The following is a 17991-nucleotide window of genomic DNA, read 5'->3' as shown; positions in this document are numbered from 1 at the left end:
CTTAATTGGCCCGAGCCCAGTTTTCCGCCCAGAAACTCGAATAATACTGATGCCCTGTCGGTTCAACGCCAACAAGCCACTTGGGATAGATATAGCTCTCAGAGCGGTAGTAAAGGGGAAGGGCTGGTAAATCGGTAGCATAAAGATTCTGCAAGCTCTTCCATAACGCCTTGCGTTTTTCTGCATCCACTTCAGCTTCAAGTTGGTCAATCAAGCCGTCCATTTTAGCATTTGAGTAACCCGCATAATTTTGCCCAGACCAACCATTTTCTTTGCTAGGGATATGCTCAGAATGTAATACTGTGTTGGGTAAGCCTTCTGGTGAACTTGACCAAGCAAACATAGCTAAGCCTTTATGTTTGCGCTCATTAAGAGTTGCGCCAAAGTAAACGCGCGCTGGCTGGTTATTAATCACCACTTTAATGCCAACTTTCTTCCATTGACCTTGAGCAAATTGCTGGACCAACTCACGGGTTTTATTACCAGCCGTGGTCATAAACTCTAGCTCTAATGGCTGACCATTTTTCATCTGTACGCCGTTGACCAGTTTATAGCCAGCCTCTTTAAGCAGCTGCTTAGCCTTCTCTGGGTCGTAGTTGTAGAAAGGTGTATTAGGGTCAAATGTAGAATCAAGAGGGTTGACGCTTGTTGTTGCTACAGGTTGCTTGCCCTGAAATAGCTTTTGCGTCAGCAGCTCGCGGTCAAGGCCGTAAAGCAGTGCTTGGCGCACCCTAACATCGCTTAGATGAGGGTTATCCAGCTGTATGTCCAAGTGCTCATACAAAGCGGCAGGTCGAATATCTACATTAAACTTACTGCCATAGCGTTTATCAAACTGTAGAGCTTGATCTAAAGTCAAACCAAGCTCGCCCGGAATATAGTCAATATCGCCAGAGAGAAGGTTAGCCTGCAGGGCCTGAGTATCAGTAATGGTTTTTATGGTAATGTTTTCAAAGTGCGGCGCTTTGCCTTTCCAATATGGATTGCTGGCAAGCTTTACAAACTGACCTTGCTTAGCTTGCTCAATAATATAAGGTCCGTTGTACAAACCAGGATTCGTTTGATCAGTCACGTACTTGGTCTTAAGGTGATACTCTTTAGGATTAGCTTTAAAGATAGGCTCTTCAAGATGACGGGGAAGAATCTTTGGCCTCAGGCTAGAATTGTACTCATACGTGATTCTATCGATATACATATCAACCGTTCGGTCATCAATCACATCCATTCTCTCAATTTGCCGAACCAATGATAACTCAGGGTTACCTTGAACATCTGACGATGTTGCCACTTGATGCCAGAAGGCAAGATCTTGGCTGGTGACTGGAGTACCGTCGCCCCAGAACAAATCTTTTTTCAGCCGAATGGTCATTTTTATCCCTTGCTGACTTTCTCCTGGTTTAGCGTCTGGTCGGTCAATAATGCTAGCCAAGCCATTTTCAAATGTCGGAACCTGCTCACACAAATAGCAGGTTAATTGCCAGTTTTGGTCAAAACCAATGGAATCGCGCTGAGTAAAACCGCGGATATAATCTCTAGCTACGGCACTATCTATGGCTGGGTGAAGGGTTGCTGGATACTGAGAGACACCAATGGTCAATGAATCTTCAGCTGAAATAGCAGAAGTACTCAGTAGTGCTGCACTGCAAAATGTTGCTAAAAGGGTCTTGTTGAGTTTCATACGATCTCCATATCGAAAACACACTCAGAGTCTTATTTATTAATCGTTTAATGCCCTGAGATTGAGATAAACCAAGATGCGCAGTGCCGTAAACAAATAGGGGTTGGAAATTCATCTCGAAAGAGGTTTTGTCCAGTAAGAACCATTATTTGCTCGTTGTACGTACGCTACGATCCATGTATGCGAGCAAACAATATGCATTAATTGCTCGATCAACTCAAGCATATGATATTTATTGCAAAAATAATTGAGTGAAGATTATTTGTGGAATCGGGGTATAAAAAAGCCCCACTGAAAGACTTCAGTAGGGCTTAGAAAAGAGTCCGCTAGACTATTTCGCGTTACGAGCTTCTCGTTTACGATCGCTTTCTGTAAGGAACTTCTTACGAATACGGATGCTTTCTGGCGTTACTTCAACTAGCTCATCATCATCGATAAACTCAAGTGCTTGCTCTAGAGTCATAATGATTGGCGGCGTAAGAACCTGAGCATCATCAGTACCAGAGGCACGAACGTTGGTTAGCTGCTTACCTTTAAGCGCGTTAACCGTCAAATCGTTGTCTCGGCTATGAATACCAATCACCATACCCTCATATACTTCCACACCATGACCGATAAACATACGACCACGTTCTTGCAGGTTAAACAGTGCGTTAGTCAGAGCTTTACCCGCCGCATTGGCAATTAATACACCGTTAATACGCTGACCTATGTTGCCACCTTTGTGTGGACCATAGTGATCAAAAGTATGATAAAGAAGACCAGAGCCAGATGTTAAGGTCATAAACTCAGTTTGGAAACCAATCAAGCCACGCGATGGCATAACAAAGTCCATACGTACTCGGCCTTTACCATCAGGTGACATGTCTTTCAGCTCACCTTTACGCAAGCCAATGTTTTCCATGACGCCACCTTGGTGCTCTTCCATAACATCGATGGTTACGGTTTCAAACGGTTCCATTAGCTGACCGTCTTCTTCCTTGATAATAACTTCAGGGCGAGATACAGCGAGCTCAAAACCTTCACGGCGCATGTTCTCAATCAAGATAGAGAGATGAAGCTCACCACGACCAGAAACGCGGAATTTGTCTGGATCGTCTGTCTGTTCAACGCGCAGTGCCACATTATGTACTAGCTCTTTTTCAAGACGCTCAAGGATATTACGTGAGGTAACAAACTTACCTTCTTTACCTGCAAATGGAGAGGTATTGACTTGGAAAGTCATGGTAACCGTTGGCTCATCAACCGACAGTGCAGGCAAAGCTTCAACCGCGTTTTGCGCACAAATAGTGTCTGAAATTTTAAGCTCACCAAGGCCTGTAATCGCGATGATATCACCAGCATTGGCTTGATCGACTTCATGGCGATCTAAACCAAGGTAGCCCATGACAGTGCCCACTTTACCATTACGCGTCTTGCCATCGGCACTGACTACCGTTACTTGCTGGTTTGGTTTGACGCTGCCACGCGTAACACGTGCCACACCAATTACACCAACATAAGAGCTGTAATCAAGCTGAGACACCTGCATTTGAAGCGGGCCATCTAAGTCAACTTGAGGCGCAGCCACTTCTTCAACGATAGTTTGAAATAGTGGTTCCATGTCATCGCCAGTTTCACCTTCTTCTAGTGAAGCCCAGCCATTTAATGCAGAGGCGTATACCACTTTAAAGTCTAGCTGCTCATCGGTGGCACCTAAGTTGTCAAACAGATCGAAGACTTGGTCCATTACCCAGTCAGGACGAGCACCTGGACGGTCAATCTTGTTGATAACAACAATAGGTTTAAGGCCATGTGCAAACGCCTTTTGAGTAACAAAACGAGTCTGCGGCATAGGACCATCAACTGCATCAACAATCAGTAGCACTGAGTCTACCATTGACATAATGCGCTCTACTTCACCACCGAAGTCCGCGTGTCCCGGAGTATCGACAATATTGATACGGTAGTCATTCCAATTAATCGCGGTATTTTTCGCAAGAATGGTAATACCACGCTCTTTCTCGATATCATTCGAGTCCATGACTCGCTCTTCTGCCTCACCGCGAGACTCTAGGGTTCCGGATTGCTGCAATAGTTTATCAACCAGGGTAGTTTTACCGTGGTCAACGTGCGCAATAATCGCGATATTTCTTAAATTATCAATCTGTGGAGTAACCATGGACCTTGATTCACTTATAAAGGAAGCAACCCTCTTAAATCGTACATTTAACGAGCACTGCTTATTTGATTAAAAAAACGACCGTAATGTACCAGATTTTAGCGAAAAACCCAGAAATATGTGATCTGATACATTAGTTTTCTTCGCAACCCATGCGAAAAAAATACCTATATGTCTACCAATACACCATTACTCGTTGACATGAGTGGTATTTATTAGCGCAATGAAATAATCTTGGACTGCTAGTATTAACAAACCATTTTTATCGCACCAATATAGTGCGAATAGAGTCCACTTCGGTGCAATATTTTGCACCAAAACAAGGAGTTAATTTTTAATTTATTGATTTTAAAAGATAAAAAAAACATGGCATGGTACTAGCTTGTGTAGAGTCAGCATCGATTAATACCAATGAAATTAATCAATGCTGGATTTTTTATTTAATCGAGCTCACACCGCTTTAATAACACTGGAGGTTATCCAAGATGTCAGTTGAAAATGTTCTGTCGCTGATCCAAGAGAATGAAGTTAAGTTTGTGGATCTACGTTTTACCGACACTAAAGGGAAGGAGCAACATATCTCCATCCCGGCCCACCAAATCGATGCCGACTTCTTCGAAGAGGGCAAAATGTTCGATGGTTCTTCCGTTGCAGGCTGGAAAGGTATCAACGAATCAGACATGGTGATGATGCCAGACGCGTCATCTGCAGTCCTTGACCCATTTACTGAAGATGCCACTCTCAACATCCGTTGTGATATCCTTGAACCAGCCACTATGCAGGGTTACGACAGAGACCCTCGCTCAATTGCAAAACGTGCAGAAGATTTCATGCGCTCTACCGGTATCGCCGATACTGTTTTAATTGGCCCTGAGCCAGAATTCTTCCTATTTGATGACGTCAAATTTTCAACCAACATGTCAGGTTCATTCTTCAAGATTGATGATGTTGAAGCTGCGTGGAATACGGGCTCTGATTACGAAGAAGGCAACAAAGGCCACCGCCCTGGCGTTAAAGGCGGGTACTTCCCGGTAGCTCCCGTCGACTCATCCCAAGACATCCGCTCTGCGATGTGTCTTATCATGGAAGAAATGGGGCTTGTGGTAGAAGCTCATCACCACGAAGTTGCCACAGCAGGACAAAACGAGATCGCAACTCGCTTTAACACGCTTACATCGAAAGCCGATGAAATCCAAATCTATAAGTACGTAGTACACAATGTTGCTCACGCCTTTGGCAAGACAGCAACCTTTATGCCCAAGCCATTAGTTGGTGATAACGGCAGTGGCATGCACGTTCACCAGTCTCTAGCAAAAGATGGCGTCAACCTGTTTGCAGGTGACAAGTACGGCGGCCTTTCTGAGACCGCGCTTTACTACATTGGTGGTATCATCAAACACGCTCGCGCTATTAACGCCTTTGCTAATGCATCCACCAACTCGTACAAACGCCTAGTTCCTGGTTTTGAAGCACCTGTAATGCTCGCTTATTCGGCTCGAAATCGAAGCGCTTCTATTCGTATTCCAGTCGTTCCAAGCCCTAAAGCAAGACGTATTGAAGTTCGTTTCGGCGATCCATCAGCAAACCCATACTTATGCTTCGCTGCAATGCTTATGGCTGGCCTTGATGGAATTAAGAATAAGATTCACCCGGGCGAAGCTATGGACAAAGATCTTTACGACCTGCCTGTTGAAGAAGCTGCAGAGATCCCAACCGTTGCATACTCGCTTAAAGACGCGCTTGATGCACTCGATCAAGATCGTGAGTTCTTAACAGCTGGCGGCGTGTTCTCTGATGACTTTATTGATTCTTACATCGATCTTAAGTCGCAAGATGTGGCACAGGTCAACATGACCACTCATCCACTTGAGTTTGAACTGTATTACTCTGTGTGATTCATTACTGAATCAGCAATTAAAATAGGCTCACAGATAGGTGGGCCTTTTTTCTATCAAGCTTTGACTGTGGGAAACAAACTTTTTGCTTCGCTTAGCAGCATAATTAATCCATACTAAGTTATCGCACCAATTTGGTGCAAAATTTGATAGTGTTATCATGGATGAGGATCAGATGTGAATAGTGAGCTCAACAGCATCATACTCAGTCACCAAACCACGGCTGTGATTATCATTGACGAATCTTTTCAAATTCAATATTTGAATGCTGCCGCCGAACAGCTATTTGCTCATAATGCTAAGCGTATCACCGAACAAAAGCTAACCAACCTAGTGCAAAATCCATCAATTGAATTAGATTGGCTATTACGACCCGCTCAAACAGGTCAAAGCATAACAGACAGTAACTGCACGTTAATAATCGATGACAGGCCGCTAATCCTAGAGGTGACTACCAGTCCAATCACCTGGCACAAGAAATTGCTGCTTCTGGTTGAGCTAAGAAAAGTAGAAGAGCAGCGTCGCTTATCCCAAGAGATCCATCAACACGCACAGCAGCAAGCTGCCAAGCTTTTAGTTAGAGGGCTGGCTCACGAGATAAAAAACCCTCTTGGCGGTCTTCGCGGCGCGGCCCAGCTTTTAGAGCGAATGCTCCCCGATCCTTCAATGGTCGAGTACACCCAAATCATTATTGAGCAAGCAGATAGATTGAGATTACTGGTTGACAGACTGCTAGGGCCACAAAGACTAGGGGAAAAGAAATGCCAAAACCTGCATCTTACCCTAGAAAAAGTGCGTCAGTTGGTCGAACTAGATACCGAGCCCCATATAAAAATTGAACGAGACTATGACCCTAGTCTGCCTGAATTCATGCTTGATGCAGACCAAATAGAGCAAGCAATGCTGAACATTGTCAGTAACGCAGGTCAGACCTTACAAGACCAAGCTTATGGCCATATCCTGATACGTACTCGAACAGCGCACCAAGTCAATATACATGGCCAAAACTACAAGCTGGCAGCAAAAATCGACATCCTAGATAACGGACCGGGAGTACCCGAAAATCTGCAAGATACTCTGTTCTATCCAATGGTCAGTGGCAGAGAAGGGGGAACTGGCCTTGGGCTATCCATCGCCCAAAACCTAATAGATCAGCACCAAGGGAAAATTGACCTAGAAAGCTGGCCAGGTCACACAAAATTTACCGTCTATCTACCAATTTCGATTGCATGAATAGTATTACTGAAAGGATAAATGCCCTATGAGTAAAGGATACGTCTGGGTTGTCGATGATGATAGTTCTATTCGCTGGGTGTTAGAAAAAACTCTCTCATCAGCGAATATAAAGTGCGAGACGTTTACCGAAGCAGAAAGTGTTTTAGTGGCTTTGGAGCGCGAAACACCGGACGTTTTAGTATCAGATATTCGTATGCCAGGCATTGATGGTATGGATTTATTACAGCGTGTTAACCAAAGTTATCCCAACTTACCTGTTATCATAATGACCGCCCATTCAGACCTAGATGCCGCGGTTAATTCCTATAAAAAGGGAGCCTTTGATTACTTACCTAAACCATTTGATGTCGACGACACACTCAACCTAGTTGAAAGAGCACTGGCCCACAATCAAGAGCAGAAACAGGCTCAAAGCTTAAACCAAGCCAATAGCAACAGTACGCCAGAAATCATAGGCGAAGCGCCAGCAATGCAAGAAGTCTTTCGTGCTATTGGTAAGCTTTCACGCTCGTCAATTTCTGTGCTGATCAATGGAGAGTCTGGTACTGGTAAAGAGCTGGTTGCTAAAGCGCTTCATAGACATAGCCCGAGAGCCTCTAAACCCTTTATCGCACTTAATATGGCAGCCATACCAAAAGATCTCATAGAGTCTGAGTTATTTGGCCATGAAAAAGGCGCCTTTACTGGCGCTGCTAACGTACGTCAGGGTCGTTTTGAGCAAGCTAACGGAGGCACGTTATTTCTCGATGAGATTGGCGACATGCCGCTTGATATTCAAACTCGCTTATTGCGCGTATTATCTGATGGACAGTTCTACCGAGTTGGTGGTCACTCACCAATACAAGTCGACGTGCGTATAATCGCCGCAACACATCAACATTTAGAAAGTTTGGTCAATGAAGGTGATTTTCGAGAAGATTTATTCCATCGACTCAATGTGATACGCGTTCACATTCCAGCACTGCGTGAGCGAAAACAAGATATCGAGAAGCTTACCTTACACTTTTTATCCGAAGCCGCTAAAGAGCTTGAAGTAGATGCCAAAACGCTTCACTCATCAACAATTCAAGCTCTTAGTAAGCTCAATTGGCCGGGCAATGTTAGACAACTCGAAAATACCTGTCGCTGGCTGACTGTTATGGCGAGTGGAGGAGAAGTCTTACCTTCAGATCTCCCTACTGAGCTCTTTACCACAGTCGAAGGCTCAAGCGATAAAGCCACGACAAGTTGGCAAAGTCAATTGGCAGTTTGGGCCAAAAACTCATTATCAGAGGGAAGGACCGAAATCCTCACCAAAGCGCTACCAGAATTTGAACGAATTCTGCTGGAAGCGGCTCTTGAACATACCAGAGGCCATAAGCAAGACGCAGCGAAAGTGTTGGGTTGGGGGAGAAATACCCTAACAAGAAAACTCAAAGAACTTTACTAGAAAAAGCCTCATGAGCAAACTCATGAGGCAAACCAATTGGCATAGGTAATAAAGACAAGGATGTTGTAGATTCACATGATTGGAAACACAAGTATCTCTTGGGAAAATTTTATCAAAATGAAAATGAACTCTTACTTACGGATCGAACCGAAGAGAAGAAGAGATAAACATTATTCTTCAATATGTTATCATTCCTTCTTCTGAACCGTGTCGGCAAAAATGACCACTAGGACCCCATAAATGACACTATTTCGTGATCCAACGCACTATAGTGAAAACTCTGTTGTGCAAAAAAGTGAGGCGAGTTACCTCATAGACAAAGCAGACATCAACTTCGCAAGTAAGAAGCTTCTCGATGTCGGAAGTGGAGATGGGAAGCTGTCTGCTCTAATGAGCAACATGGGTGCAGAAGTCACTGGAATTGATATATCTGAGAGTATGGTCAACTTTTCCACGCACAATTATCCAAATTGTCGCTTTTTCCAAGGTGATGCTCAAGATCTAACCAAACACGCAATAAATTACAATATTATCACTAGTTTCAATTGCTTGCACTGGATCTCGGACATAGAACGAGTACTAAGTGGCATTAAAGCAAAACTTGAAAAAGATGGCATATTTCTTGGTCTTATATACCCTAGGTGTGTTGGCCTATGGGATGCTGCCGATTGGTGTGAAAATCTACCAGAGTACAAAGTATCCTCAAAACTTTTTGTTAATCCTTATTGTTTCCATACTAAATCAGATATGGAAAATCTTCTTACTCAGGTTGGATTCACAAATATAAAGCTGTGGGAAGAAGAGAGACAAACTACTTTTCAGACCAAAGAAGAATTCAAAGGATATATAATGGGTTGGTTACCTCACTATCATTATTATGGACAGAGCTTTATTAAACCTTGGCTTCATAAATATATGGAATTAACAGATCAAATGACCAACACAGAAGTCACTATGGAATACAAAACTATCTTTTTTATCGCTTCATAATATGAGCAGCTACCCAGTAGCTAGTCACATTTCGCGCATATTCTTTCCAAAGCAATATTTATAAGAATTTCTAAAGCATTTGAAGAAAGAGCCCAATCAAAAACATCTTTACTCGAACTAAGGCCTATTAAAGGGAGAGTTCTTTCCACATGAGTTCTGAAAGTACTATATTTTATGTTCAACTTTGATGATACAACTCTGCTATCGCATCTAAGACATAGTAAGGCTAAACAGTCAATCTGTCGCTGAGTAAGATTCAATTGAAGTAGCCTATTAACGGTCAAGTACATATCATCCCCAATTGCCTTTTTCACCACGTATGGATCGGGGGATATTTGTTCCATTACAGATGAAACTTTTACATCAGCGCAATACGCATGAATTCGTTGATCGAACATTACGAGCGTAGTTGTCCCCGAATAAAGAACAGGCTTACCCGTCGCTGCTACACCCAAGAACTCCCCTAAATGATCACCCTTAACTTGCCACTCAATACTGACCCTATCTTTCAATACCTCTAATGCTGTCTCTTTGTAATCAAGATTTGGGAAACCTCTAAACCACACTGAAAAGGCTTCTGATAGATGCTGACCACCTACACTTTGCTTAACGGGTGATTTAACTAATACCTGAGGGATAAGAAAGTCATCTAAATCTTGATGTTCACGTTCTCGCCATACATGCGACATAAAGCTTCGCGCCAGCTTACTCTTAGGGTCCCTGTGATACATACTCTACCAAGTTCGGGGTTGGGCCGATTACAAGCCTCTACACTAGAAGCTGATATCTCATCAATAATCATCATTGTTTCATATAGCACTAAAAATAGTAACCCTTAAGTGACCAAATATTCACGTTCATGCCTTAGGTATGGTCGATTACTCATTATTTTAGTTAAATCATTCTCACATATAATAACTTTTCTATAAAGATCAATAATTATGTATATAACTAACTTCATAAGCAATATAATGTTTTCCAATTTCATATAAACACAAAAAACAATAGGATATATTAATGAATAAGGTTGTACTTTGTACTTTCTGCTTTGGCATCGATAGCTCTTTCTGGATGCTCAAGTATCGTTAGTGAGTCAGATTATCCCGTCAGTATACATACTAATCCCGAAGGTGCGAGTTTCACTATCTCAAATGAGGGTGGACAGATAGTGTATAAAGGTATTACTCCCTCAAATATTACTCTCAGCGCTAGCGCTGGCTTTTTTGATGGAGAAACCTATACCTTTAAGCTAAAGAAAGAAGGCTACTTTGACAATACTTATGTATTGGAAAGTACGGTAGATGGTTGGTACTTCGGTAATATTCTTTTTGGAGGATTAATTGGACTGCTAGTTGTAGATCCTGCTACAGGTGCAATGTTCAGTCTTCCTGAGGAAGTGCATGTAGAACTATCAGAATCAATCACAGCCTCTGATTCTTTGGATGTAATTAGTATTGAAACACTTACAGAGCAGCAACGTAACAAGCTAGTAAGAATCTAATTTACCTTTTAAAAATATAGTTAAGAGGTTGCTATCGTCAGCCTCTTTTTTATAAATAGGTCATAATACTTCAGATTATATGAAGTACCATCAAGAAAGGATTATATCTTAATAAAAAAGCCGCTGTTCTATACAGCGGCTTTTAGATGTGGCGGAGAGATAGGGATTTGAACCCTAGATACGCTATTAACGTATGCCGGTTTTCAAGACCGGTGCTTTCAACCACTCAGCCATCTCTCCACAATATGTAATCTCACTAAAGTCTTACTTTATATTGCTTTAGTTCGATGTTGTTCAAAGCCTGGCGATGTCCTACTCTCACATGGGGAAGCCCCACACTACCATCGGCGCTATTGCGTTTCACTACTGAGTTCGGCATGGAGTCAGGTGGGTCCACAATGCTATGGTCGCCAAGCAAATTCTTTCTCTCTATCTCTAGAGAATAACTTGGAAAGCTGTTTTTTGTTCTTAACACATTCAATGTTCTAGTTGAGTCCATCAAAACCCTTTGGGTGTTGTATGGTTAAGCCTCACGGGCAATTAGTACAGGTTAGCTCAACGCCTCACAACGCTTACACACCCTGCCTATCAACGTTCTAGTCTCGAACAACCCTTTAGGACCCTCAAGGGATCAGGGAAGACTCATCTTAGGGCTCGCTTCCCGCTTAGATGCTTTCAGCGGTTATCGATTCCGAACTTAGCTACCGGGCAATGCGTCTGGCGACACAACCCGAACACCAGAGGTTCGTCCACTCCGGTCCTCTCGTACTAGGAGCAGCCCCCTTCAATCTTCCAACGCCCACGGCAGATAGGGACCGAACTGTCTCACGACGTTCTAAACCCAGCTCGCGTACCACTTTAAATGGCGAACAGCCATACCCTTGGGACCGACTTCAGCCCCAGGATGTGATGAGCCGACATCGAGGTGCCAAACACCGCCGTCGATATGAACTCTTGGGCGGTATCAGCCTGTTATCCCCGGAGTACCTTTTATCCGTTGAGCGATGGCCCTTCCATACAGAACCACCGGATCACTATGACCTGCTTTCGCACCTGCTCGAATTGTCATTCTCGCAGTCAAGCGGGCTTATGCCATTGCACTAACCTCACGATGTCCAACCGTGATTAGCCCACCTTCGTGCTCCTCCGTTACTCTTTGGGAGGAGACCGCCCCAGTCAAACTACCCACCAGGCACTGTCCTCAACCCAGATAATGGGTCTAAGTTAGAACATCAAACATACAAGGGTGGTATTTCAAGGATGGCTCCATGCACACTGGCGTGCACACTTCAAAGCCTCCCACCTATCCTACACATGTAGGCTCAATGTTCAGTGCCAAGCTGTAGTAAAGGTTCACGGGGTCTTTCCGTCTAGCCGCGGGTACACTGCATCTTCACAGCGATTTCAATTTCACTGAGTCTCGGGTGGAGACAGCGTGGCCATCATTACGCCATTCGTGCAGGTCGGAACTTACCCGACAAGGAATTTCGCTACCTTAGGACCGTTATAGTTACGGCCGCCGTTTACCGGGGCTTCGATCAAGAGCGTCGACTTACGTCTAACCCCATCAATTAACCTTCCGGCACCGGGCAGGCGTCACACCGTATACGTCATCTTACGATTTTGCACAGTGCTGTGTTTTTAATAAACAGTTGCAGCCACCTGGTATCTGCGACTCTCATTAGCTCCATCCGCGAGGGACTTCACCGACAAGAGCGTACCTTCTCCCGAAGTTACGGTACCATTTTGCCTAGTTCCTTCACCCGAGTTCTCTCAAGCGCCTTGGTATTCTCTACCCGACCACCTGTGTCGGTTTGGGGTACGATTCCTTACAATCTGAAGCTTAGAGGCTTTTCCTGGAAGCATGGCATCAATGACTTCACTACCGTAGTAGCTCGACATCGTGTCTCAGCCTTGTAGAGAGCCGGATTTACCTAACTCTCAAGCCTACGCACTTGAACCTGGACGACCGTCGCCAGGCCCACCTAGCCTTCTCCGTCCCCCCATCGCAATTGTAAGAAGTACGGGAATATTAACCCGTTTCCCATCGACTACGCCTTTCGGCCTCGCCTTAGGGGTCGACTTACCCTGCCCCGATTAACGTTGGACAGGAACCCTTGGTCTTCCGGCGAGGGGGTTTTTCACCCCCTTTATCGTTACTCATGTCAGCATTCGCACTTCTGATACCTCCAGCATGCTTTACAACACACCTTCAACGGCTTACAGAACGCTCCCCTACCCAATACGATAAATCGTATTGCCGCAGCTTCGGTTTACAGCTTAGCCCCGTTACATCTTCCGCGCAGGCCGACTCGACTAGTGAGCTATTACGCTTTCTTTAAATGATGGCTGCTTCTAAGCCAACATCCTAGCTGTCTAAGCCTTCCCACATCGTTTCCCACTTAGCTGTAATTTGGGACCTTAGCTGGCGGTCTGGGTTGTTTCCCTCTCCACGACGGACGTTAGCACCCGCCGTGTGTCTCCCGGATAGTACTTACTGGTATTCGGAGTTTGCAAAGGGTTGGTAAGTCGGGATGACCCCCTAGCCTTAACAGTGCTCTACCCCCAGTAGTATTCGTCCGAGGCTCTACCTAAATAGATTTCGGGGAGAACCAGCTATCTCCAGGTTTGATTGGCCTTTCACCCCTAGCCACAAGTCATCCGCTAATTTTTCAACATTAGTCGGTTCGGTCCTCCAGTTGATGTTACTCAACCTTCAACCTGCCCATGGCTAGATCACCTGGTTTCGGGTCTATATCCAGCAACTCGACGCCCAGTTAAGACTCGATTTCTCTACGGCTCCCCTAGATGGTTAACCTTGCTACTGAATATAAGTCGCTGACCCATTATACAAAAGGTACGCAGTCACAGGACAAGCCTGCTCCTACTGCTTGTACGTACACGGTTTCAGGTTCTATTTCACTCCCCTCACAGGGGTTCTTTTCGCCTTTCCCTCACGGTACTGGTTCACTATCGGTCAGTCAGTAGTATTTAGCCTTGGAGGATGGTCCCCCCATATTCAGACAGGATATCACGTGTCCCGCCCTACTCGATTTCACTGAACACGCGTCGTCAACTACGGGACTATCACCCTGTATCGTCGGACTTTCCAGACCGTTCGTCTAACGCGTGTAAAGCTTAAGGGCTAATCCAATTTCGCTCGCCGCTACTTTCGGAATCTCGGTTGATTTCTTTTCCTCGGGGTACTTAGATGTTTCAGTTCCCCCGGTTCGCTCTGTTAACCTATGAATTCAGTTAACAGTAACTGCTTATGCAGTTGGGTTTCCCCATTCGGAAATCCCAGACTCAAATGGTTTTTACTACCTAATCTGGGCTTATCGCAAGTTAATACGTCCTTCATCGCCTCTGACTGCCAAGGCATCCACCGTGTACGCTTAGTCACTTAACCATACAACCCCAAAGGGTCTTAGATTAAACAACCAAAGTGTCTGCAATTATTTAAACATGATGCAGACTCGATTTTGCCGGACTCAAATATAAACAACACACTAAGGCGTTGTTTCCAAGAACACTTGAATGTGTTTATTGGTGTTTATCTTTCGATAAACATTGAGAACTTTACAAACAATCTTATTCACAAAGAATCAAGATTGCTTTGTCAGCTTTCCAAATTGTTAAAGAGCGTTGTTTTCCCAAAGGGAAGCACATTATCTAAAGATTCTCGGCGTCATTTATCTAACCACATACGTTTACTGACGTGGTTTGGATAAAACAACCAAAAATACTTAGAGAATGGTGGGCGATACCGGGCTCGAACCAGTGACCCCCTGCTTGTAAGGCAGGTGCTCTCCCAACTGAGCTAATCGCCCATATTATCAAGAATGGTGGAGCTAAGCAGGATCGAACTGCTGACCTCCTGCGTGCAAGGCAGGCGCTCTCCCAGCTGAGCTATAGCCCCATATCTCGAGAGAATGGTGGGTCGTGCAGGATTCGAACCTGCGACCAATTGATTAAAAGTCAACTGCTCTACCAACTGAGCTAACGACCCTATGGTATCCCGTAGGGGAGTCGAACCCCTGTTACCGCCGTGAAAGGGCGGTGTCCTAGGCCTCTAGACGAACGGGACACTAAGTCGAAGATATTGGGATATCTTCTTTCTCTTAAACTACATAAACCATCAATCTGTGTGGACACTTGTCTCAATAATCATCGTATAAGGAGGTGATCCAGCGCCAGGTTCCCCTAGCGCTACCTTGTTACGACTTCACCCCAGTCATGAACCACAAAGTGGTGAGCGTCCCCCCGAAGGTTAAACTACCCACTTCTTTTGCAGCCCACTCCCATGGTGTGACGGGCGGTGTGTACAAGGCCCGGGAACGTATTCACCGTGGCATTCTGATCCACGATTACTAGCGATTCCGACTTCATGGAGTCGAGTTGCAGACTCCAATCCGGACTACGACGCACTTTTTGGGATTCGCTCACTTTCGCAAGTTGGCCGCCCTCTGTATGCGCCATTGTAGCACGTGTGTAGCCCTACTCGTAAGGGCCATGATGACTTGACGTCGTCCCCACCTTCCTCCGGTTTATCACCGGCAGTCTCCCTGGAGTTCCCACCCGAAGTGCTGGCAAACAAGGATAAGGGTTGCGCTCGTTGCGGGACTTAACCCAACATTTCACAACACGAGCTGACGACAGCCATGCAGCACCTGTCTCATAGTTCCCGAAGGCACCAATCCATCTCTGGAAAGTTCTATGGATGTCAAGAGTAGGTAAGGTTCTTCGCGTTGCATCGAATTAAACCACATGCTCCACCGCTTGTGCGGGCCCCCGTCAATTCATTTGAGTTTTAATCTTGCGACCGTACTCCCCAGGCGGTCTACTTAACGCGTTAGCTCCGAAAGCCACGGCTCAAGGCCACAACCTCCAAGTAGACATCGTTTACGGCGTGGACTACCAGGGTATCTAATCCTGTTTGCTCCCCACGCTTTCGCATCTGAGTGTCAGTATCTGTCCAGGGGGCCGCCTTCGCCACCGGTATTCCTTCAGATCTCTACGCATTTCACCGCTACACCTGAAATTCTACCCCCCTCTACAGTACTCTAGATGACCAGTTTCAAATGCTATTCCGAGGTTGAGCCCCGGGCTTTCACATCTGACTTAATCATCCACCTGCATGCGCTTTACGCCCAGTAATTCCGATTAACGCTCGCACCCTCCGTATTACCGCGGCTGCTGGCACGGAGTTAGCCGGTGCTTCTTCTGCAGCTAACGTCAAATGAGTATGCTATTAACATACCCACCTTCCTCACTGCTGAAAGTACTTTACAACCCGAAGGCCTTCTTCATACACGCGGCATGGCTGCATCAGGCTTGCGCCCATTGTGCAATATTCCCCACTGCTGCCTCCCGTAGGAGTCTGGACCGTGTCTCAGTTCCAGTGTGGCTGATCATCCTCTCAGACCAGCTAGGGATCGTCGCCTTGGTGAGCCCTTACCTCACCAACTAGCTAATCCCACCTGGGCATATCCTGACGCGAGAGGCCCGAAGGTCCCCCTCTTTGAGCCGAAGCTATTATGCGGTATTAGCCATCGTTTCCAATGGTTATCCCCCACATCAGGGCAATTTCCCAGGCATTACTCACCCGTCCGCCGCTCGACGCCGTTATCGTCACCCGAAGGGTCAGATAACTCGTTTCCGCTCGACTTGCATGTGTTAGGCCTGCCGCCAGCGTTCAATCTGAGCCATGATCAAACTCTTCAATTTAAAGTTTTGATTCCCTAAATAAATAGGGGAGGCTCAATGAATACTGAACATTACATAACGTAATGTTTGAATTGACTGTGCTCTTATTGGTGTTCACTTTTGAAAAAGTAAAACAAAACAGCTCAAGGCTGCTTCCCAATTCGAATGGTCACTTCGTATCATTGAAACCTAAATTGTTTCTAAAGAAACTATTTGGATTATCATCAACGAGTGCCCACACAGATTGATAGGTTTAGTTTGTTAAAGAGCGTTGTTATGAGTAAAACTCAAAACGGACGGCTATTCTAGCGAGATAAAGTTAAGTGTCAATCACTTTTTTAACTTAATTTTAAGCAATTTGCTTAACGCTTTTTTACCTTCTGAACCAAGGCGCTCAGTCAAATAAAACTTGACTGCGTTCCCGTGTCAGCGAGGGGGCATTATAGAGATCGGCTTCACATTGGCAAGCTCTTTTTTTAGTTTTTCTGAATTTTTTTATCGTTTGAAGATTTTCTATTCAATAATCTTCGTTTTTGCTACTTTGGGCCATAGAAAAGCTTAAATTTTCTAGATAAAAGGATAAAGAATGAACTCTCTCCGTAGCTACAAAAACATTCAACCCCAAATAGGCCAAAGAGTATATATAGATAACAGCTCTGTTATTGTTGGCGATATTCGCATTGGTCAAGACTCGAGCATCTGGCCACTTGTTGCTGCTAGAGGAGATGTTAACCATATCCACATAGGAGAACGAACCAACATACAAGATGGCAGTGTCCTCCACGTCACACATAAAAACGAAAAAAATCCAGAGGGCTTCCCACTTATAATAGGTAATGACGTTACCATTGGGCATAAGGTTATGCTTCACGGCTGCACAATCAGGGACCGAGTGCTAGTTGGCATGGGCGCTATCGTTCTTGACGGTGCAGTAATAGAAGCTGATGTAATGATAGGAGCAGGAAGCTTAGTACCACCAGGTAAAAAGCTTGAAAGTGGATTTTTATATGTGGGAAGTCCAGTGAAGCAAGCTCGTCCTTTAACAGAGGAAGAACGAGCTTTCCTGCTTAAATCGGCCAGTAACTATGTACAAAATAAAGAAGACTATCTCCACATGGTAAAAGACATCAATTACTAATCTCAATCATACCTGTTTGATCAAAGGCTTCATCTTCAATTAAGGCTTCAGCAAGCTCTTCAATCTCAAATCGGCACTGAGAAAAAACCGTCAATATATGCTGCTCATCTTTTAAAAGGCACCCAGACATCTTCTCTAGTGCCTTTTTGCTGATCTGACACTGTATAAGAGCTCCGCAGCACTGTGCTGGAAATAACACAACTTGTTTAGCTTCATTCCATGTCTGTATATCAGAAAACAAGATGGACTGATTCATG

10 protein-coding genes, 5 tRNA genes and 3 rRNA genes are annotated in these 17991 nt (G+C 44.8%); 6 read left to right on the top strand and 12 right to left on the bottom strand.

Annotated elements, in window-relative coordinates:
• Position 1: 1 nt before the first annotated feature.
• Entirely contained in the window at positions 2-1678 is a 1677-nt protein-coding gene (locus tag FIV01_RS00445; RefSeq protein ID WP_152429253.1) for a peptide ABC transporter substrate-binding protein, read from the bottom strand.
• A gap of 331 nt (positions 1679-2009) precedes the next feature.
• On the bottom strand, positions 2010-3839 hold the full coding sequence (gene typA / locus FIV01_RS00440; protein ID WP_152429252.1) for a translational GTPase TypA: 1830 nt from the start codon (positions 3837-3839) through the stop codon (positions 2010-2012).
• Between the two features lie 485 nt (positions 3840-4324).
• Between typA and glnA the strand changes: the two genes are divergently transcribed.
• The 4 genes from glnA to FIV01_RS00420 all read left to right on the top strand — a co-directional run bounded on the left by glnA (position 4325) and on the right by FIV01_RS00420 (position 9389).
• On the top strand, positions 4325-5734 hold the full coding sequence (gene glnA, locus FIV01_RS00435) for a glutamate--ammonia ligase (protein WP_152429251.1): 1410 nt from the start codon (positions 4325-4327) through the stop codon (positions 5732-5734).
• A gap of 177 nt (positions 5735-5911) precedes the next feature.
• Positions 5912-6967 (top strand): nitrogen regulation protein NR(II), encoded by a 1056-nt coding sequence (gene glnL / locus FIV01_RS00430; RefSeq protein ID WP_152429250.1) that lies wholly within the window; start codon positions 5912-5914, stop codon positions 6965-6967.
• Between the two features lie 28 nt (positions 6968-6995).
• Positions 6996-8399, top strand: a complete 1404-nt coding sequence (glnG, locus tag FIV01_RS00425; protein ID WP_152429249.1) for a nitrogen regulation protein NR(I) — start codon at positions 6996-6998, stop codon at positions 8397-8399.
• Positions 8400-8639: 240 nt separating this feature from the next.
• Positions 8640-9389 (top strand): class I SAM-dependent methyltransferase, encoded by a 750-nt coding sequence (locus tag FIV01_RS00420; RefSeq protein ID WP_152429248.1) that lies wholly within the window; start codon positions 8640-8642, stop codon positions 9387-9389.
• Positions 9390-9409: 20 nt separating this feature from the next.
• Here the strand turns inward: FIV01_RS00420 and FIV01_RS00415 are convergent, their stop codons facing one another.
• A complete protein-coding gene (locus tag FIV01_RS00415; RefSeq protein WP_152429247.1) occupies positions 9410-10120 on the bottom strand; it encodes an ester cyclase in 711 nt (236 codons plus the stop codon).
• Positions 10121-10416: 296 nt separating this feature from the next.
• Here FIV01_RS00415 and FIV01_RS00410 point away from each other — a divergent pair, with 296 nt between their 5' ends.
• Positions 10417-10890 carry a peptidase associated/transthyretin-like domain-containing protein gene (locus FIV01_RS00410; RefSeq protein ID WP_246210412.1) on the top strand — a complete coding sequence of 158 codons (474 nt, stop codon included), beginning with the start codon at positions 10417-10419 and terminating at the stop codon, positions 10888-10890.
• 149 nt (positions 10891-11039) lie between these two features.
• Here the strand turns inward: FIV01_RS00410 and FIV01_RS00405 are convergent.
• From FIV01_RS00405 to FIV01_RS00370, 8 genes are all read right to left on the bottom strand, one after another.
• Positions 11040-11130: transfer RNA gene (locus tag FIV01_RS00405), tRNA-Ser, on the bottom strand.
• Between the two features lie 59 nt (positions 11131-11189).
• Positions 11190-11305: ribosomal RNA gene (gene rrf, locus FIV01_RS00400) — 5S ribosomal RNA — on the bottom strand.
• Positions 11306-11409: 104 nt separating this feature from the next.
• Positions 11410-14299 (bottom strand): 23S ribosomal RNA (locus FIV01_RS00395).
• Positions 14300-14644: 345 nt separating this feature from the next.
• Positions 14645-14720: transfer RNA gene (locus FIV01_RS00390), tRNA-Val, on the bottom strand.
• A gap of 13 nt (positions 14721-14733) precedes the next feature.
• Positions 14734-14809: transfer RNA gene (locus tag FIV01_RS00385), tRNA-Ala, on the bottom strand.
• A gap of 14 nt (positions 14810-14823) precedes the next feature.
• Positions 14824-14899 (bottom strand) — tRNA-Lys (locus tag FIV01_RS00380).
• Between the two features lie 2 nt (positions 14900-14901).
• A tRNA-Glu gene (locus FIV01_RS00375) sits at positions 14902-14977 on the bottom strand.
• 88 nt (positions 14978-15065) lie between these two features.
• Positions 15066-16617 (bottom strand): 16S ribosomal RNA (locus FIV01_RS00370).
• Together the 16S, 23S and 5S rRNA genes with 5 tRNA genes alongside form the textbook arrangement of a ribosomal RNA operon.
• A gap of 565 nt (positions 16618-17182) precedes the next feature.
• Between FIV01_RS00370 and FIV01_RS00365 the strand changes: the two genes are divergently transcribed.
• Positions 17183-17734 (top strand): gamma carbonic anhydrase family protein, encoded by a 552-nt coding sequence (locus FIV01_RS00365; protein ID WP_152429245.1) that lies wholly within the window; start codon positions 17183-17185, stop codon positions 17732-17734.
• On the opposite strand, the gene FIV01_RS00360 is transcribed toward FIV01_RS00365, so the two are convergent.
• Positions 17724-17990, bottom strand: coding sequence for a DUF1488 family protein (locus FIV01_RS00360; RefSeq protein WP_152429244.1), 267 nt, complete (start codon positions 17988-17990; stop codon positions 17724-17726). The two genes, FIV01_RS00365 and FIV01_RS00360, sit on opposite strands and share 11 nt — an antisense overlap.
• Position 17991 lies beyond the last annotated feature (1 nt).

The sequence above is a fragment of the Vibrio aquimaris genome, assembly GCF_009363415.1.
Classification (GTDB): domain Bacteria; phylum Pseudomonadota; class Gammaproteobacteria; order Enterobacterales; family Vibrionaceae; genus Vibrio; species Vibrio aquimaris.
The sequence above is the reverse complement of the archived record's forward strand: the minus strand, read 5'-3'. Positions and strand labels throughout refer to the sequence as shown.

Bases quoted from the DNA above. Each gene is read 5' to 3' on its own strand.
- glnA (WP_152429251.1), top strand. From the start codon at position 4,325: ATGTCAGTTGAAAATGTTCTGTCGCTGATCCAAGAGAATGAAGTTAAG.
- FIV01_RS00420 (WP_152429248.1), top strand. From the start codon at position 8,640: ATGACACTATTTCGTGATCCAACGCACTATAGTGAAAACTCTGTTGTG.
- FIV01_RS00415 (WP_152429247.1), bottom strand. From the start codon at position 10,120: ATGTATCACAGGGACCCTAAGAGTAAGCTGGCGCGAAGCTTTATGTCG.
- FIV01_RS00365 (WP_152429245.1), top strand. From the start codon at position 17,183: ATGAACTCTCTCCGTAGCTACAAAAACATTCAACCCCAAATAGGCCAA.
- glnG (WP_152429249.1), top strand. From the start codon at position 6,996: ATGAGTAAAGGATACGTCTGGGTTGTCGATGATGATAGTTCTATTCGC.
- typA (WP_152429252.1), bottom strand. From the start codon at position 3,839: ATGGTTACTCCACAGATTGATAATTTAAGAAATATCGCGATTATTGCG.
- FIV01_RS00360 (WP_152429244.1), bottom strand. From the start codon at position 17,990: ATGAATCAGTCCATCTTGTTTTCTGATATACAGACATGGAATGAAGCT.
- FIV01_RS00445 (WP_152429253.1), bottom strand. From the start codon at position 1,678: ATGAAACTCAACAAGACCCTTTTAGCAACATTTTGCAGTGCAGCACTA.